The following is a 17,301-nucleotide window of genomic DNA, read 5'->3' as shown; positions in this document are numbered from 1 at the left end:
GGTGCCCCCGTTCAGGGTGAACGGGGGCCCTTTTCCGTTGCCTACAGCACCGTGAAGCTGTCCTTGACCTTCTCGTACGTGCGGAGGGCCTCCGGTTCGATGCCGGAGTCGTACCAGGTGTTGACCTGGTACGACTTGCCGTCCACGTTGAAGCCGAGCAGGCGGGCGTGCCAGTGGACGCCCTTCAGCGTGAACGTGTACTCCCAGACCACCGCCGGGTGGCCGCGGAACGTCGTCTCCTCCAGTCGGACCTTGCGGTAGTCCTCGCCCTGGTGGGCGTTGCGCTCCGAGGTCCGCCACGTCTCCAGCAGGTCACCGCGGGCCAGGGACGACTTGCCGACCAGTTCCTGCGTGCCGTCCGGGGAGGTGTAGTGCACCTCCGCGCCGGTCTTCACGTCGCGCCGCCAGCCGTCGGGCGTCGCCCAGGCGAATCCTCCGGCCTCCCGGTGCGCGCCCGGTGGCAGGCTCTGCGGCCTGGATGTGCCTTCTACGGTGGAGTCGGGGGCGGGGGCTGTGGTGGGTGGGGCGGAGGCCGAGGAGCCTGCGCGGGGGGCGTCGTCGCCCGATGAGCCGGACGACGTCGCCAGCACGATGCCCACGACGGCACCGACCGTCGCGACCGTGGCCGCCGCTGCGGCGAGCATCGTACGGCGGTGGCCGGCGCGGGGGCGGGCCGCGGCCGGTGTGGCGGGGCCGGGGAGTTCGCCCGGTGGCATCGCGGTGGGGGCCGGGGCGGGGCGGGGGCGGCACTCCGTCGCCGCCTGCGCCCGGGTGAGGGAGACGGGGGCCGGGCGGGGAGTGGTCGTGGTGGCGTGGGGCGCAGGGGTGGTGGTGGTGACGGCGGGGGTTGGCCGACCGGCCTTGTCCGGCTGGGTCTTCGCCGTGGGTGTGGGCGCGGGGTGACGGGGGTCCCTTGGAGTTGGCCGCCCGCGCGGCGGGGGTGAGGACGGGGCCGATGTCCGTGGGTCCGGTTCCGGGGCGGGGTTTTCGTCCGGCTCAGGGTGCTTGTGTGGTTCCGGTTTCGGATCGGGCTCGGTTTCCGGCTGTCGGCCCGGCATCGCGGCAGGATCCTGAGCGGGGGCCGAATCCGACACCGGCTCCGCGTCCGACGGCTCCGGGCCCGGGTCCGGGTCCGGGTCCGGCTCCGGCGGCTCCTGCAACTCCCTCGTCCGCTCCCGCCGTTCCGGACCCGCTCCCACCGACACCGTAGGCGTCGGCGCCGGGAACGCGACCGGTTCCAAGGCCGCTTCCAGTTCCTCCAGGCCCGGGCGGACCGCCGGGTCCTTCTCCAGCAGGGACGTCAGGATGTCGCGCAACGGACCGGACGCGGCGGGGAGTTCGGGCTCCTCGTACAGGACCGCGTGCAGGGTCGCCAGCGTGGTGTCGCGGGCGAAGGGGGAACGGCCGCCCAGGGCCGCGCAGAGGGTCGCGCCGAGGGACCAGACGTCGGACGGCGGGCCCTGCGGGCGGCCGGAGATGCGCTCGGGGGCCATGTAGTCGGGCGAGCCGACCAGCATGCCGACCATGGTGAGCGCCTTGGCGTCCTGGATCGCGGCGATGCCGAAGTCCGTGAGGACGACGCGCCACTCGGCGGTGCCGCGTGCCGGTCCGGCCGGCCCGCTCCCGTTCTCCACCAGCACGTTGCCCGGCTTGATGTCCCGGTGCAGTACTCCCCGCGCGTGGACCTGCCGTAGCGCCGCGACCAGTCCGAGCCCGATCCGGGCCGTGTCGCGGGGGCCCAGTGGGCCCTCCTCCGCGAGGATCCGTTCGAGGGAGCGGCCCGCGACCAACTCCATGACGATCCACAGGCGTTCGCCTTCGTCGACCACGTCGTAGACCCGTACGACGTTGGGATGGTCGATCCGGGCCGTGGCCCTGGCCTCGCGCAGGGTGCGTTCGCGGCGCGTCCTGCTGTCCTCCGCGTCGAGGCCGTCGATACGCATTTCCTTGACGGCGACCTGCCGGTCGAGTATTTCATCGGCGGCTCGCCACACCCGCCCCATTCCCCCCTGACCGATACTTTCGACCAGCCGATAGCGCCCCGTCACCAATATCCCTGGAACACCGCCGATGTTCGCATTCCCCGGCAATCCGCTGCACCCCCTCCACGACGCCGCGACCGACTCCAGTGAAACACAACGGTCACACTTCGTGCCGTACCAGGATAGTGCCGGGAAATCTTGTGGTAGCTCTTTCAGTACTGCGAATTCTGGTGCAGTCCAGGGCAGTCCAGGGGGACGCAAAGGGGGGCGAACATGAGTTCTCGTCGCACGGCGGTGGTCGCGGGATCGCTGGTAGCAGCATCCTTCTCGGCGGTGCTGATCCTTTCCGGAACGGCCGGCGCGGAAGACGAAGGGCCCGCGAGCAGCAAGGGGGGAAAGGTCGTTGACGAGGCACCGGCGGGGGTGAAGCTGACCACGCGGCTGCCCGAGAAGATCTCGGTCGACAACGACTCGGAAAGGACAGCGCTTACCGCCACGGTGAAGAACGAGGGAAACCAGGACAGCGGGAAGATCCAGCTATTGGTCGTGGGTTTCGACGGGCTTGTCGTCAAGAACGTCCAGGGGTGTTCCGCGCTGGCCGAGAACAATCTTCCGGAGGGTTCGAACAGCGGTTTCAGCTGCCCCATCGACAATCTCGCGGCCGGTCGGTCGAAGTCGTACGCCGTGGATGCGACGTTCGACCTCGGCAAGACCGGGAAGATCTGCCTGCCGGTGCAGACGAGCGACGGGAAGAAGACCTTCTGGCAGCAGGGGCCGGTGCCGTTCGGCACGAGCAACCCGTCGCCGGACGCCCCGGCCACGCCGCTGCTGCTCGGCACCGACAACGAGCCGGCGGGCCCGGGCGGCAAGGAGCTGCCGAAGACCGGTCCGGCCCGTGATCTGCTGCCGCTGGGAGCGGCCGGTGCGTCGTTGCTCGCGGCGGGCGCGGCCGGGATGTGGTGGTCCCAGCGGCGGCGGCCGGGGGGTCAGGAGGGCTGAATGGGCCCCCTGCCGCGCCGTTGCGCACGCGGAGAGGCCCGCCGGGGACATCGGGTCCCGGCGGGCCTCTCGGTACTGCTCAGATCAGCTCTTGTTCGATGCCTGAGGTCAGCTCTTGTTCGCGAACTTCCAGGCGGTCGGCAGTACGCCCATCGCCAGCGCCGCCTTCAGGGCGTCGCCGATCAGGAACGGCGTGAGGCCGGCCGCGATCGCGGCGGTGGCGGACATGCCGGTGGCGAGGGCCAGGTAGGGCACACCGACGGCGTAGATGATGGCCTCGCCCACGAGCATCGTGCCGGCCATGCGCAGCATCGAGCGGTCGGCGCCACGGCGGGCCAGGGCGCCCACCACGGTGGAGGCCAGGATCATGCCGAGGATGTAGCCGAAGGACGGCGCGACGCCGGAGGTGCCGGACGCGAACCACGGCACGCCGGCGAGGCCGGCCACGGCGTACAGCGCCAGCGCGAGGAAGCCGCGGCCGGCACCGAGGGACGTGCCGACGAGCAGCGCGGCGAAGGTCTGGCCGGTCACCGGCACCGGGGAACCGGGCACGGGCACCGAGACCTGTGCGGCGAGGCCGGTGAGCGCGGCGCCGCCGAGCACGAGGGCCGCGTCCCGGACACGGGAGGCGGGGAGCAGGTCGGCGAGGACCTGTCCGGTGCGGACGGGTGTGGCGGCAGCGGTGCTCATGGGGACTCCGCGAGGGTGAGGGCCGGTCGGGACACCGTGACGCTATCCCAGCGTGCTCGCCCTGATCACCGTCAGTGCTCGACAAAGGCGTGAACCGGCTGTTGGTCGGCTCCGCACAAAGGGTGGGGGCTACACCGAGCACGTCGTGATGCCAGTCACGGTGATGGGGTGGCCTGGGACACGGGAGCCGGTCCGAGGGGCATCTGTGGAGTCCCACCAAAGGCGGCGTGCCCGCCGTCTCGCCCGTCGGTCGCCGTCTGGGCAGTCCGGGACCGTTTTGCTAGCGTCGCAGGCATGGTTGCCCAGGCCCGGTACTTCTCGTCGCGTCGCTACGTCGACCTGCGGCGCCAGGGCACGGCCACCTGTCGCCGCCCGGTGTGAGGCGGGGCGGAGCGGATCCGGCCCGCCGATCGAGACGGCGCAGTGTCGGACCGGCCCCAGGAAGATTCCCATGCCCCGTACCGCGGCTCCCCTTCGGACGTCCCCCATCCCCCGTGTCGCCGACAGCGACCGGCGCCGCACCAGCGCCAGTGTCGTCCTGCGGTCCGTGCTGGAGCACGGACCGGTCGCGCGCAGCACCATCGCCCGGCTGACCGGTCTGTCGCCGGCGTCGGTGACCGACTACTGCGCCCGGTTCACCGAGTTGGGGCTCATCCGCGAGTCCGCCGTGCTCCAACGCTCCAAGGGCGTGGGGCGGCCGCATCTGCCGGTCGATCTGGACGACTCCCGGTTCGTGGTCGGCTCAGTGCACGTGGCGGTGCCGTTCACCACGGTCGCGCTGCTGGATCTGCGCGGGCGGGTGGTGGCCCGGCACGAGGTGAAGCACCAAGGCACCGAGCCGGCGCAGGTGCTGGCCCGGGCCGCGGAAGGGCTGGAGGCGTTGCTCTACGCGGCGCCCGGCACCAGGCCGCTGGGCGTCGGTTTCGCGGCGGGCGGCTGGGTGGACCGGGACTCGGGCACCGTCGCCGAGCATCCGCTGCTGGGCTGGCGCGAGGTGCCGGTGCGGGAGCTGCTCGGTGCGCACACCGGGCTGCCGGTCCATGTGGACGGGCACGCGCGGGCGCTGGTCAACGCGGAGCGCCTGTTCGGCGGGGCACGGGGCAGCCGCAGTGTGCTGCACCTGTTCGCGGGCAACGTGGTCGACGCGGCGTTCGCCACCAACGACGAGGTGCACCACGGGCCGCGCTCCCAGGCCGGGGCCATCGCCCATCTGCCGGTGCCGGGCGGTACGGAGCCCTGCGACTGCGGACGAGTGGGCTGCCTCCAGGCCGAGTTGAGCGAGCGGACCCTGTGCCGGCGGGCCCGTGAGGCGGGGATCGTCGACGGGGTGAACCCGATGCACGTGGTCGGTGCGGCGGCGACCGGTGACCCGGTGGCCGTACGCCTCCTGGTGGAGCGGTCGCGGCGGGCCGGGCGTGCGGTGGGTCTGCTGCTCGATGTGCTCAATCCGGAGCGCGTGGTCGTGACGGAGATCGGGATCATGCACCGGGAGGACTGTCTGGGCGCGTTGCGGGAAGAGCTCGGATCCGACCGTGCCGCGACCGTCACGCCGATCAGTTTCCCGGATTCCGTGCTGGCCGTGGCGGGCGGCGCGGTGGCGCTCGACGTGCTCTATCGAGATCCGCTGGCCGCGTCACCTGAGGCTATTTAATTCAGAAATTCGGAATGTTGACAGGTCCGACCGCCGACCAGGAACATCCTGTTCATGAGCCCGTTCACGAGCTGTCGCACCCTCTGTTGCTGACCCGTTGACGCGCCCCCGGCGCCCGCACACGGAGCGCCTTCTCCTTCCCGTGTGACATTCGCGTGAATTCCCTGCCCGGCTTTCTCCTGGCCGGAATTCCGTGCGCTGTGCCCTCTTCCATACCCAGGGAGTCCTCCCATGCCCTCGCCCACCGTTTCCGGTTTCGACCGGCGTCTGTTCCTGACCTCACTGCTCGGCGTGACGGCCGCGGCGGCCGGACTGAGCGGCTGCGCGGACAGCAGCGCCGCGGCCGGCGAGACGGCCTCCGACGCTCCCCTGGCCACCGAGGTGCCCGCCGGTACGAGCCTGAAGATCGCCTCCTACCAGAACGCACAGCAACTGCAGTTCGAACTGGCCGGGTTCCACGACCTGCCGTTCAAGGTGTCCGACTGGCTGAACATCGGCGCGGGCCCCGACGTCATCAACGCCTTCCGCGCGAAGTCGCTGGAGGTCGCCAACAACGCGGGCATCCCGCCGATCCAGGCGCACTACCAGGGCTTCGACGCGAAGATCGTCGCGATCAACATCACCCGCAAGCCCAACTACCTCTTCGCCACCAAGCCCGGCAGCGACATCCGCGCGGTCGCCGACTTCCAGGGCAAGCGGCTGGCCTTCTCGCAGGGGCAGGCCCAGGGCGTCGTCCTGCTGCGGGCACTGAAGAAGGCCGGGCTGGCGTACGACGACGTGGAGCTGGTGCCGCTGACCAGCAACCAGTTCCTCACGGCCCTGCAGTCCGGCCAGGTGGACGTCGCACCGCTCGCCAACACCCAGGCGCCCGCCTACCTGGCGCAGTACAAGTCCGCCCGCACCATCAAGACGGACGTGGTGGACCTGCTCAACCTGCTGTGGGCGCCGGTCTCGGTGCTGAACGACAAGGCGAAGGCCGCCGCGATCGCCTCGTACATCCCGTACTGGGCGAAGGCCCAGGTGTGGACGTACGAACACCCCGACGAGTGGAACGAGCAGTTCTACGTCGGCACGCAGAACCTGACCCTCGCCCAGGCGAAGGCGGTCACCGCGCTGGCCAACAAGCCGCTGTTCCCGCCGCGCTGGGACGAGGCGATCGAGTGGGAGCAGGAGACCGCCGATCTGCTCGCGGAGGGCGGCTTCGTGAAGAAGTTCGACGTGTCGGGGCTGTTCGACCACCGATTCGAGTCCATCGCGGCGGCGGCCGTACCCGCGGAGTACCGGAGGTGACCGCCGTGACCACGACGACGCACACGACCACGACCGCCGCGGCACCCCTCGCCCCGGTGCAGGAGGCGCACCAGGTGCGCAGGCGCCGGCGGCTGGCCCCCGGAAAGCGGCTGCCCGCCGCCCGGCTCGTCGGGCCCGCCGTCGTCCTCGCGGTGTGGGTCGTCGCCTCCGCCGCCGGACTGCTCGACACGGGCGCGATACCGGCCCCCTGGACGGTGCTGGAGACGGGCACCCGCCTGTGGAGCGCGGGCACGCTGCCGGACGACATCCTGACCTCGCTGCAGCGGGCGGCCGGCGGCTTCGCGATCGGCCTGACCGCGGGGATCCTGCTCGCCCTGGCGTCCGGGCTCACCCGGACCGGCGAGGCGCTGATCGACGGGACGGTCAACCTCAACCGGGCCATCCCGACGCTGGGTCTGATCCCGCTGTTCATCCTCTGGCTGGGCATCGGCGAGACCTTCAAGATCGCCATCATCGCGATCGTCGTCTACATCCCGGTCTACCTCAACACGCATGCCGCGCTGTCCGGCATCGACAGCCGGTTCGTCGAACTGGCCGAGGTGCAGGGCCTGTCCAAGCTCCGGTTCGTCCGGCAGGTCGTCATCCCCGGCGCCCTGCCCGGGTTCTTCGTCGGGCTGCGGCTCGGCGTGACCGGGTCCTGGCTGGGCCTGGTGGTGCTGGAGCAGATCAACGCCACCAGCGGGCTCGGCTACATGATGTTCCAGGCGCAGAACTACGGCCAGACGGACGTCATCCTCGTCGGCCTGGTCGTCTACGGCGTCTTCGGCCTGATCTCCGACAGCGCGGTCCGTCTCATCGAACGGAGGGTGCTGTCATGGCGCCGCACACTGAGCAGCTGACCCGTCCCGCCGTCCAGCTGCGGGGCCTGACCCGGTCGTTCGACGGCCGCACGGTCCTCGACGGCATCGACCTCGATCTGCCCGCCGGGCAGCTGACGGCCCTGCTCGGGCACAGCGGCTCCGGCAAGAGCACGCTGCTGCGGGCGATCGCCGGTCTCGACCACGGCGTCGCAGGCAGCGGGCGGCTCACCGCGCCCGAGCGGGTGTCGGTGGTCTTCCAGGACTCCCGGCTGCTGCCCTGGCGGCGGGTCCTCGACAACGTGCTGCTCGGCGCGGAGGGCAAGGACGCCGGCCGGAAAGGCCGTGAGGCCCTGGAAGAGGTGGGGCTGAAGGGCCGCGAGCGGGCCTGGCCGGGCCAGCTGTCGGGCGGGGAGGCCCAGCGCGCCGCCCTCGCCCGGTCCCTGGTGCGCGAGCCGGAACTGCTGCTCGCCGACGAGCCGTTCGGGGCGCTGGACGCACTCACCCGGATCCGGATGCACGGCCTGCTCAGGGAGCTGTGGGAGCGCCACCGGCCGTCCGTGCTGCTGGTCACCCATGACGTGGACGAGGCGATCGTGCTCGCCGACCGGGTGCTCGTCCTCGACCGGGGCCGGATCGGCCTCGACCTCACCATCGACCGCACGCACCCGCGGTCGTACCGCGACCCCCTGCTCGGCGAGTACCGGGAGCGGCTGCTGGCCGCGCTCGGTGTCACGGAGGACCATCGATGACCCGCGGACAGCTGCACCTCAACGCGTTCCTGATGAACACCGGCCACCACGAGGCGTCGTGGCGGCTGCCGGAGAGCGACCCGTACGCGCACGTGGACCTGGCGCACTACGTGCGGCTCGCCCGGATCGCCGAGCACGGCACCTTCGACTCGCTGTTCCTCGCCGACGGACCGCAGCTGTGGGGCAGCGTGGCCCAGCGGCCCGCCGGGGCACTGGAGCCGATCACACTGCTGACCGCGCTGGCGACGGCCACCGAGCACATCGGCCTGATCGCCACGGCCTCCACCTCGTACAACTCGCCGTACAACCTGGCCCGCAAGTTCGCCACGCTGGACCACCTCAGCGGTGGCCGGGCGGGCTGGAACATCGTCACCACCGCCGGTGCCGAGGCCGCCCGGAACTTCGGTCTGGACGCCGAGCCGGCGCACGCCGAGCGGTACGCGCGGGCCGCCGAGTTCCTCGACGTGGCGCTGAAGCTGTGGGACAGCTGTTGGAGGACGACGCGATCGTCGCCGACAAGGCGGCGGGGGTGTGGGGCGACGACGCGAAGATCCACCCGCCCCGGCACAAGGGCCGCTACTTCAGCGTCGAGGGGGCACTCAACGTGCCCCGCACGCCCCAGGGTTACCCGCTGCTGGTGCAGGCCGGCTCCTCCGGGGACGGCAAGCGGTTCGCCGCGCGGTACGCCGAGGCGGTGTTCACCGCCCAGCAGACCATCGAGGACGCACGGGCCTTCTACGCCGACCTCAAGTCCCGGACGGTCGCGGCCGGGCGGGACGCCGACCACATCAAGGTGCTGCCCGGCATCGTCCCGGTGATCGGCTCGACGGAGGCCGAGGCCCGGGCGAACGAGCGGGTCCTGGAGGACCACATCGTGCCCGCGCACGGCGTGGACCGCCTGGAGCGGCTGCTGCAACTGCCCGCGGGGACGCTGGAGCTGGACGGTCCGCTCCCCGCCGACCTGCCGCCGGAGAGCGCCATCGAGGGCGCCAGGAGCCGCTACACGCTCATCGTCGAGCTGGCCCGGCGTGAGCGGCTCACCGTGCGGCAGCTGATCGGGCGGCTCGGCGGCGGGCGCGGGCACCTCACCTTCGCCGGGACGCCCGAGCAGGTCGCCGACACCATCGAGCTGTGGTTCGGCTCGGGCGCCGCGGACGGCTTCAACATCATGCCCGCGGTGCTGCCGTCCGGCCTGGAGGCCTTCGTCGACCACGTCGTCCCGATCCTGCGCGCCCGCGGCCTGCTCCGCACCGATTACGGCAGCCGCCGCACCCTGCGGGAGCGGTACGGCCTCCCGCGCCCCGCCAACCAGCACGTCCCCGCCCCGGCTCTCGTCTGACCCGTCTCACTCATCCGCCCGGAAGGAACCCCGTCATGACCATCGAGATCCACAAGGTCACCGCGAACATCGGCGCCCGTGTCGAGGGCGTCGACATCACCCGGCCCCTCGACCAGGACACCTACGCCACCCTGCGGGAGGCGCTCAACGCCCACAAGGCGCTCGTCTTCGACGCCGAGGGCCTGGACGACGCCGGTCAGCAGGCCTTCGCCCGCCACTTCGGCGACATCACCACCGCCCATCCGACGGTGTCCGCCGTCGACGGCGCCCCGAACGTCCTGCCCGTCGACAGCGAGCAGGGCCGGGCCGCCAACAACTGGCACACCGACGTCACTTTCATCCTCAACCCGCCGCAGGCCAGCACCCTGCGCAGCATCACGATCCCGCCGTACGGCGGCGAAACGCTGATCGCGAGCTCGGCCGCCGCGTACCGCAACCTGCCCGAGCCGCTGCGCAGCCTCGCCGACACGCTGTGGGCCGAGCACACCAACGACTACGACTACGCCGTCCCGGACGAGGACGTCGACGAGCACCAGGCCGCCCGGCGCGCCCAGTTCACCTCGATCAAGTACCGCACGGTCCACCCGGTGGTCCGCGTCCACCCGCTGACCGGGGAGCGGGGCCTGTTCATCGGCGGCTTCGCGCAGCGGATCGTGGGCCTGTCGGCCGGCGAGTCCCGCAAGATCCTCGACCTGCTCCAGGCGTACGTCACCCGGCCGGAGAACGTCCTGCGCCACCGCTGGTCGCCGAACCAGCTCGTCCTGTTCGACAACCGCATCACCCAGCACTACGCCGTCGACAACTACGACGGCCTGCCGCGCCGACTGCACCGGGTGACGGTCGCCGGGGACATCCCGGTCGGGATCGAGGGCAAGGAGAGCTACGTCGTCGAGGGTGACGCCTCGCACTACACTCCGGTCGCCGCGTAGTCACGCGCAGCGACGCGACCGTCCGGATCGTGGGATGCCTCTCCGTTTCCCCGGGGAGGCATCCGAGACTGGCGGCGTTTTTGCCCTCGCACGCCTCTCACGCATTGGACGAGCCGCGCCCATGCCCAGCAGCAGCACCACGGAGACGTCGCCCAGCAGGGACGACGTCTCCCTCTCCCATGGCCTGAAGCAACGCCACCTGTCGATGATCGCCCTGGGCGGCGTGATCGGCGCCGGTCTGTTCGTCGGTTCCGGCGCGGGCATCGCCGCCGCCGGTCCGTCGATCGTGGTCGCCTACGCCCTCTCCGGTCTCCTCGTGATGCTGGTGATGCGGATGCTCGGCGAGATGTCGGCCGCGTATCCGTCGTCGGGTTCGTTCTCGGCGCACGCGGAGCGGGCGATCGGCCCCTGGGCCGGATTCACCGCCGGATGGTCCTTCTGGGTGCTCCTGTGCACGGCCGTCGGCCTGGAGGGCATCGGCGCCGCGAAGATCGTCAGCGGCTGGCTGCCGGGCACGCCGGAGTGGGCGTGGGTGGCGCTGTTCATGGTCGTCTTCTGCGGCACGAACCTCGCGGCAGTGAAGAACTTCGGCGAGTTCGAGTTCTGGTTCGCGGCCCTGAAGGTCGGCGCGATCACCCTGTTCCTGGCACTCGGCGTCCTGGCGATCCTCGGGATCCTGCCCGGCACGGACTCCCCGGGCGCGGGCAACCTCACCGACTTCCTGCCCAACGGCGGCGAGGGCCTGGTCATCGGCCTGCTCGCGTCGGTCTTCGCCTACGGCGGCCTGGAGACGGTCACCATCGCGGCGGCCGAGTCGGAGAACCCGGTCAAGGGCGTGGCGAGCGCGGTGCGTACGGCGATGTGGCGGATCGCGCTGTTCTACGTCGGCTCGATGGCCGTCATCGTCACCCTGGTCCCCTGGGACTCCAAGGAGGTCGTCGAGAAGGGCCCGTACGTCGCCGCCCTCGACGAACTCGGCATCCCGGGCGCCGGCCAGCTGATGAACGTGGTCGTGCTGGTGGCCCTGCTGTCCGCCATGAACGCCAACATCTACGGCGCCTCCCGCATCGCCTACTCGCTGGTGGACCGCGGCCAGGGCCCGAAGGTGCTGGGCCGGGTCTCGGGCGGGGTCCCGCGGATCGCCGTTCTCGCCTCCTCCGTCTTCGGCTTCCTGTGCGTGCTGCTGAGCTACTGGCGGCCGAACGACGTCTTCTCCTGGCTGCTGAACATGATCGGCGCGGTGATCCTGGTCGTCTGGATCTTCATCGCCGTCTCGCAACTGCGGCTGCGGCGGCGTCTGGAGCGGGAGACGCCGGAGAAGCTGGTCGTGCGGATGTGGGCGTTCCCGTGGCTGACGTGGATCGCGCTGGCGGGCATGGCCGCCGTGTTCGTCCTGATGGCCCGCCAGCCCGACACCCGGGTGCAGTTGTACTCGACGGGCGGGATGACGCTGGCCCTGGCGGCCGTCGGCTACGCCTGGCAGAAGGCGCGCGCCCGAAAGTAGCCCCCGGCACCGAGGCCCCCGCGACACACGCGGGGGCCTTTTGTGTGCCCTGGGCACCCGCCGCCGCCCTCCTGCTGCTAGCGTGCAGTTGCAAGTCACTTGCAACAAGAGGTTCGGAGGGTTCCCCGCCATGCCCGTCTACACGCTGCCCGACCTGCCGTACGACTACTCCGCGCTCGCCCCCGTGATCAGCCCCGAGATCATCGAGCTGCACCACGACAAGCACCACGCGGCCTATGTGAAGGGCGCCAACGACACGCTGGAGCAGCTTGCGGAGGCGCGGGACAAGGAGACCTGGGGGGCGATCAACGGGCTGGAGAAGAACCTGGCCTTCCATCTGTCCGGGCACATCCTGCACAGCATCTACTGGCAGAACATGACCGGCCCGAAGGACGGCGGCGGTGAGCCGCTCGCGCAGGACGGCGTGGGTGAGCTCGCGGACGCGATCACGGAGTCCTTCGGGTCGTTCGCGCGTTTCAAGGCGCAGTTGTCCAAGGCCGCCGCGACCACTCAGGGTTCCGGCTGGGGCGTGCTGGCGTACGAGCCGCTGAGCGGGCGGCTGATCGTCGAGCAGGTCTACGACCACCAGGGCAACGTCGGCCAGGGCTCGACCCCGATCCTGGTCTTCGACGCCTGGGAGCACGCCTTCTACCTCCAGTACCGGAACCAGAAGGTCGACTTCATCGAGGCGATGTGGCAGGTCGTCAACTGGCAGGACGTGGCCCGGCGTTACGAGGCTGCCAAGTCCCGCGCGGACGTACTGCTGCTCGCCCCCTGAGACCCGTGAAGCGTCCTGCCTCGTGATCGTCTTCTCACCCTTCACGGCGGCAGGCGACAGAAGGAAGGCCCCCGCGAGGACATGACTCGCGGGGGCCTTCCGTGCCTCCCGGCGCTACGGCTTGCGCCCCAGGCCGCCGTGCTGGCCGATCGGCTCCGTGGGAGCGCCCGGCTCGGGGTGCCAGAGCGGGACCGGGACCACGCCCGGTGCCACCAGTTCCAGGCCCTCGAAGAAGCCCTCGATCTGCTCGACCGGCCGCAGGAAGTAGGGGACGGCGCCGGTCTCGTTGTAGGCGTCCTGGGCCTGTTCGTAAGCGGGGTCGGTGCCGCGGGAGCCCTCGTTGAGGGAGAGGTAGCTGCCGGAGGGCAGGGGTGCCAGCAGGCGGCGGACGAGGTCGCGGGCCCGGTCGTAGTCGGCGACGTGGCCCAGGATGCCGCTGAGGATCAGCGCGGTGGGACGGGTGAGGTCCAGCGTCCGGCCGGCGGCCTCGATGATGTGCTCCGGCTCGAAGAGGCTGATGGGCTCGTACGCCGTCGCGCCCTCGGGCGTGGAGGTGAGCAGGGCCCGGGCGTGCGCCAGGACCAGCGGGTCGTTGTCGACGTAGACCACGCGCGACTCGGGGGCCAGGCGCTGGGCCACCTCGTGCGTGTTGTCGACGGTCGGCAGGCCGGTGCCGACGTCGAGGAACTGCCGTACGCCGGCCTCCCGGACGAGGTGGCGGATGCTGCGGCCGAGGAAGGCGCGGCTGCCGCGGGCGATGGTGACGATGCCGGGGAAGACGGCGGTGTAGGCGTCGCCTGCCGCCTCGTCCACCGGGTAGTTGTCCTTGCCGCCCAGCCAGTAGTTCCAGATCCGGGCCGAGTGCGGCACCGAGGTGTCGATGTCCGTCATGGGGCCCATGGTGCTACGTCCCGTCCGTCTCGCACGGCACATTGAGTGAGAGGAGTGCGGCGGAACCGTCGGGGTTCATGCGCAGTTCGCTGATCGCCGCGTTCCGCAACCGCGGGAACACCCTGCGGTACTCCCGGGCCGGGATCGACAGCAGGGTGCACAGCACCAGGCGCAGCAGGGTGTTGTGGGCGACGACCAGGACCCGTCCGCCGGGGTGGGCGGCGGCGATGTCCCGCAGGGCACGGGTCCCCCGGGCCGCCGCGGACAGCGGGTCCTCGGCGCCGGGGAAGGAGTGGGCCACCGGGTCGGCGCGGTAGGCCGCGGCCCACTCCGGGTCCTCCGTCTCGAACTCGGCGAGCGTGCGGCCCTCGACCACACCGAAGTCGCATTCGCGCAGGTCCGGTTCGAGCTGTGAGGTGAGGCCCAGGGCACGGCAGGCGGGCTCGGCGGTCGCGACGGCCCGGGACAGCGGGGAGGTCCGGATCGCGTCGACGGGGTGGGCGGCGGCCCAGCGGCCGAGGGCCTCGGCCTGGGCGCGGCCGGTGTCGGTGAGGCCGATGTCGGTGACGCCGGCGTACCGGTTCTCGGCGTGCCAGACGGTCTGCCCGTGGCGGGCCAGCAGGAGGGTGGTGGTCATGACTCCCCAGTGTCCACGTGCAGCCGGGTCAGGGCGTGTTCCGCGACGGGGGCGGGCAGCCAGCCGCGTTCCCGCAGTGCCTCGACGAGGCGGGCGTACGGCTCGGCGAAGGCCGCCGTGCGGTCGGGGCGGGGTTCGAGGACGGTCCGGACGCGGACCATGCGCTCGGTGACGTCCGCGAGCGCGCCCGCGCCCGACGCCCCGTACGCGGCCAGCGCCGCCATTCCCAGGGCCGGTTCCGTCTGTTCAGGGATGCGGGCCGGGCGGCCGAGGATGTCGGCGCGGAGCTGGTTCCAGTACCGGCTGCGCGCGCCGCCGCCGGTGAAGGTGAGCGGGCCGTCGAGGGGGGCGCCGAGGTGGTGCAGGTAGTCCAGGCACAGGCGTTCCGCGAAGCCGACGCCCTGGAGCAGCGCGGCCCAGAGACCGGCGTCGCCCTCGGGTTCGCCGAGGACGAGGGGGGTCGCGTCCGGCGCCCGGAACGGGAACCGCTCCCCCGGTGACACCAGCGGGTACGCGACCGCACGGGACGGCTCGAAGGCCGCGGCCCGCTCGTCCATCGCGGCCGGGTCGGCGTCCGGGAAGTGCGCCGTGAGGGCTCCTGCGCCCACGCTGGACGCCCCGCCGGGCAGCCAGGTGCCGTCGGGGGCGCGGTGGTTGTAGACCACGCCGGTGGGGTCCCGGACCGGGTCGCAGGTCGCTCCCTTCAGCACGAGGGTCGTGCCGAGGACCGAGTTCCAGGAGCCGGGGCGCAGCGCGCCCGAGGCGATCTGGGCCGCGCAGCCGTCCGTCATCCCGGCGAGCACCTTGGTGCCGGCGGGGATGCCGGTGGCGTCGGCGGCGGTCGGGCTGACCTCGCCGAGGTGCGTGCCGGGGCGTACGACGTCCGGCAACAGGCCCGGGGGAACGCCGAGTCGGGCCAGGGCTGCCTCCGGCCACGCCTCGCCGTGCAGGTCGTAGCCGGTCTTGAGGGCGTGGCTGGAGTCCGCCGGGGGCGGTTCGCCGGTCAGCCGGGTGACGACGAGGTCGGGCTGGTGGGCGAGGCGGAGGCCGGGGCCGTACTCCCCCAGCAGCCACAACGCCTTCGGCAACGCCCAGGTGTCCTGGACCGCGAGACCCGCCTCCCGGGCGCGAGCGGCCTCCGCCGCCGCACGGCCGTCGTCGTACATCAGCGCGGGGCTACCCGGGCGGCCCGAGCCGTCCGTCAGCAGGACCGTGCCGGACGTACCGCACACCGCGAGGCCGCCGACCGGCACGCCGGGCGCGGAGCCGAGTGCCGCCCGGGACGCCGTGCACAGCGCCGACCACCACCGCTCGGGGTCCTGCTCGTGCCGCACCCCGTCCCGCCGCCCGCTCAGTGGGGCCGAGCCGCTGCCGAGGACCCTGCCGTCGGCGGTGACGAGCAGCACGCGGACGCTCTGTGTGCCCAGGTCGACGCCGAGCCAGCCCGCACCCTCGTCCGCCATCCGGAACCTCCCACGATGTCGCAGCCGGATCTGTGAACTTCTCACTGTGCCCCGATATTTTCCCGTGCGCGAGGGATTGACGCCCAACTTCAGCCGTTCCACCCTCTGTTAACGAGTCGACTCGACGTGTTAACCAGCCCCCACGTGGAGGTACGGATGGACACGCACGTGCACGACCGGCGGCGCTTCCTCGCGCTCGCCGCCGGGGCTGCCGCGGCCCCGCTGCTCACGGCCTGCGGCACCGGCTTCGGCGGGGACGACAGCAAGAGCGACGGGTCCGCCGCGGACGACGTCACCGGCTCCTTCGACTGGAAGCGGGAGCAGGGCACCACCGTCAAGGCCCTGCTCAACAAGCACCCGTACACGGACGCGTTGATCGCCGACCTGAAGTCCTTCACCGCGAAGACCGGCATCAAGGTCGAGTACGACGTCTTCCCGGAGGACAACTACTTCGACAAGCTCACCGTGGACCTGTCCAGCGGGCGCGCCTCCTACGACGTCTTCATGCTGGGCGCCTACATGGTGTGGCAGTACGGGCCGCCGGGCTGGCTGGAGGACCTCGGGCCCTGGATGCGCAACTCCTCGGCGACGGGCGCCGAGTGGGACCAGGCGGACTTCTTCCCGAACCTGCTCCAGGCCGACCAGTGGTCGCTGAAGGCGGGCGCGCCGCTGGGGCAGGGCGGGCAGTACGCGCTGCCGTGGGGCTGGGAGACGAACGTCGTCGCCTACAACACGGAGGTGTTCGAGAAGCTGGGCCTGAAGCCGGCCGAGACCTTCGAGGAGCTGACCGAACTCGCCGGCACCATCAAGCAGAGGGCGCCGGGCGCGGGCTTCGACGGCATGTACGGGATCGCCGTACGCGGGTCCAGGAGCTGGGCCACCATCCATCCCGGCTTCATGACGATGTACGCCCGCAACGGGCTGACGGACTTCAGGGTCGACGGCGGAAAGCTCACACCCGTCATGAACAGCTCCGATGCCGTCGCCTTCACCGAGGACTGGGCCGGCATGGTCAAGCGGGGCGGGCCGCCGTCCTGGACGTCGTACACCTGGTACCAGTGCTCCAGCGACCTGGGTGCGAAGAAGGCCGGGATGCTGTTCGACGCCGACACGGCCGCCTACTTCCAGGCGGTGAAGGGCGCGAGTCCCGCCTCCGGGAAGATCGCCTTCCACCCGGGGCCCAAGGGACCGGACGGGTCGCTCGCCACCAACATGTGGATCTGGTCGCTCGGGATGAACGCCAAGAGCAAGAAGAAGAGCGCCAGTTGGCTGTTCCTGCAGTGGGCGACCGGCAAGGAGCACCTGCGCAAGGGCGCGATCACGCACAACCACATCGACCCGGTGCGCAAGTCGGTGGCCGACGACGCCGCGTACAAGGACAAGATGCGGCATCTGCCGGGCTTCCTGGAGACCTTCGAGACGGTCGTCGACCAGACGAGGATCCAGTTCACTCCGCAGGCGCAGTTCTTCGACGCGACGACCAGCTGGGCCGCCGCCCTCCAGGAGATCTACGGCGGCAAGGACGCGAAGTCCGTCCTGGACGGGCTGGCGGACGACCTCGCCGACAAGGTGGGTTAG

General features: G+C 71.4%; 14 protein-coding genes and 1 pseudogene. 10 read left to right on the top strand and 5 right to left on the bottom strand.

What is annotated here, in order from left to right; all coding sequences use genetic code 11:
* Nucleotides 1-41: 41 nt before the first annotated feature.
* Nucleotides 42-2,003 carry a protein kinase domain-containing protein gene (locus SCNRRL3882_RS26900; protein WP_010046614.1) on the bottom strand — a complete coding sequence of 654 codons (1,962 nt, stop codon included), beginning with the start codon at nucleotides 2,001-2,003 and terminating at the stop codon, nucleotides 42-44.
* A gap of 252 nt (nucleotides 2,004-2,255) precedes the next feature.
* Between SCNRRL3882_RS26900 and SCNRRL3882_RS26895 the strand changes: the two genes are divergently transcribed.
* A complete protein-coding gene (locus tag SCNRRL3882_RS26895) occupies nucleotides 2,256-2,981 on the top strand; it encodes an LPXTG cell wall anchor domain-containing protein (protein WP_029181639.1) in 726 nt (241 codons plus the stop codon).
* Between the two features lie 108 nt (nucleotides 2,982-3,089).
* Here SCNRRL3882_RS26895 and SCNRRL3882_RS26890 read toward each other — a convergent pair whose 3' ends face one another.
* On the bottom strand, nucleotides 3,090-3,671 hold the full coding sequence (locus tag SCNRRL3882_RS26890; protein ID WP_010046620.1) for a biotin transporter BioY: 582 nt from the start codon (nucleotides 3,669-3,671) through the stop codon (nucleotides 3,090-3,092).
* A 451-nt stretch (nucleotides 3,672-4,122) separates the two neighbouring features.
* Here SCNRRL3882_RS26890 and SCNRRL3882_RS26885 point away from each other — a divergent pair, with 451 nt between their 5' ends.
* From SCNRRL3882_RS26885 to SCNRRL3882_RS26850, 8 genes and pseudogenes are all read left to right on the top strand, one after another.
* Nucleotides 4,123-5,322 carry an ROK family protein gene (locus tag SCNRRL3882_RS26885; protein WP_010046621.1) on the top strand — a complete coding sequence of 400 codons (1,200 nt, stop codon included), beginning with the start codon at nucleotides 4,123-4,125 and terminating at the stop codon, nucleotides 5,320-5,322.
* Between the two features lie 231 nt (nucleotides 5,323-5,553).
* On the top strand, nucleotides 5,554-6,612 hold the full coding sequence (locus tag SCNRRL3882_RS26880) for an ABC transporter substrate-binding protein (protein WP_010046623.1): 1,059 nt from the start codon (nucleotides 5,554-5,556) through the stop codon (nucleotides 6,610-6,612).
* On the top strand, nucleotides 6,609-7,472 hold the full coding sequence (locus SCNRRL3882_RS26875; RefSeq protein ID WP_010046624.1) for an ABC transporter permease: 864 nt from the start codon (nucleotides 6,609-6,611) through the stop codon (nucleotides 7,470-7,472). Before SCNRRL3882_RS26880 ends, SCNRRL3882_RS26875 begins: the two co-directional genes overlap by 4 nt.
* Nucleotides 7,448-8,182: an ABC transporter ATP-binding protein gene (locus SCNRRL3882_RS26870; protein WP_010046627.1), complete on the top strand. Its 735-nt coding sequence runs from the start codon at nucleotides 7,448-7,450 to the stop codon at nucleotides 8,180-8,182. The genes SCNRRL3882_RS26875 and SCNRRL3882_RS26870 overlap by 25 nt, the downstream gene beginning before the upstream one ends.
* Nucleotides 8,179-9,521, top strand: a pseudogene (locus SCNRRL3882_RS26865) (LLM class flavin-dependent oxidoreductase). Before SCNRRL3882_RS26870 ends, SCNRRL3882_RS26865 begins: the two are co-directional and overlap by 4 nt.
* Nucleotides 9,522-9,556: 35 nt before the next feature.
* A complete protein-coding gene (locus SCNRRL3882_RS26860; RefSeq protein ID WP_010046628.1) occupies nucleotides 9,557-10,450 on the top strand; it encodes a TauD/TfdA dioxygenase family protein in 894 nt (297 codons plus the stop codon).
* A gap of 121 nt (nucleotides 10,451-10,571) precedes the next feature.
* A complete protein-coding gene (locus SCNRRL3882_RS26855; protein WP_010046630.1) occupies nucleotides 10,572-11,954 on the top strand; it encodes an amino acid permease in 1,383 nt (460 codons plus the stop codon).
* A gap of 130 nt (nucleotides 11,955-12,084) precedes the next feature.
* Nucleotides 12,085-12,732, top strand: coding sequence for a superoxide dismutase (locus SCNRRL3882_RS26850; protein ID WP_010046633.1), 648 nt, complete (start codon nucleotides 12,085-12,087; stop codon nucleotides 12,730-12,732).
* 114 nt (nucleotides 12,733-12,846) lie between these two features.
* Here the strand turns inward: SCNRRL3882_RS26850 and SCNRRL3882_RS26845 are convergent, their stop codons facing one another.
* Genes SCNRRL3882_RS26845 through SCNRRL3882_RS26835 form a run of 3 tightly spaced genes read right to left on the bottom strand, consistent with a single transcriptional unit; the run spans nucleotide 12,847 to nucleotide 15,723 of the window.
* Nucleotides 12,847-13,623, bottom strand: coding sequence for an SAM-dependent methyltransferase (locus SCNRRL3882_RS26845; protein ID WP_029181640.1), 777 nt, complete (start codon nucleotides 13,621-13,623; stop codon nucleotides 12,847-12,849).
* Nucleotides 13,624-13,636: 13 nt separating this feature from the next.
* Complete coding sequence (locus SCNRRL3882_RS26840) at nucleotides 13,637-14,260, bottom strand: histidine phosphatase family protein (RefSeq protein WP_010046638.1); 624 nt, start codon at nucleotides 14,258-14,260, stop codon at nucleotides 13,637-13,639.
* Nucleotides 14,257-15,723: an FGGY-family carbohydrate kinase gene (locus tag SCNRRL3882_RS26835; RefSeq protein ID WP_010046640.1), complete on the bottom strand. Its 1,467-nt coding sequence runs from the start codon at nucleotides 15,721-15,723 to the stop codon at nucleotides 14,257-14,259. Before SCNRRL3882_RS26835 ends, SCNRRL3882_RS26840 begins: the two co-directional genes overlap by 4 nt.
* A gap of 156 nt (nucleotides 15,724-15,879) precedes the next feature.
* Here SCNRRL3882_RS26835 and SCNRRL3882_RS26830 point away from each other — a divergent pair, with 156 nt between their 5' ends.
* Nucleotides 15,880-17,301 carry an ABC transporter substrate-binding protein gene (locus tag SCNRRL3882_RS26830; RefSeq protein ID WP_010046642.1) on the top strand — a complete coding sequence of 474 codons (1,422 nt, stop codon included), beginning with the start codon at nucleotides 15,880-15,882 and terminating at the stop codon, nucleotides 17,299-17,301.

It is taken from the genome of Streptomyces chartreusis NRRL 3882, from assembly GCF_900236475.1.
Lineage (GTDB): Bacteria > Actinomycetota > Actinomycetes > Streptomycetales > Streptomycetaceae > Streptomyces > Streptomyces chartreusis_D.
This window is presented reverse-complemented; position numbering and strand designations above follow the sequence as displayed.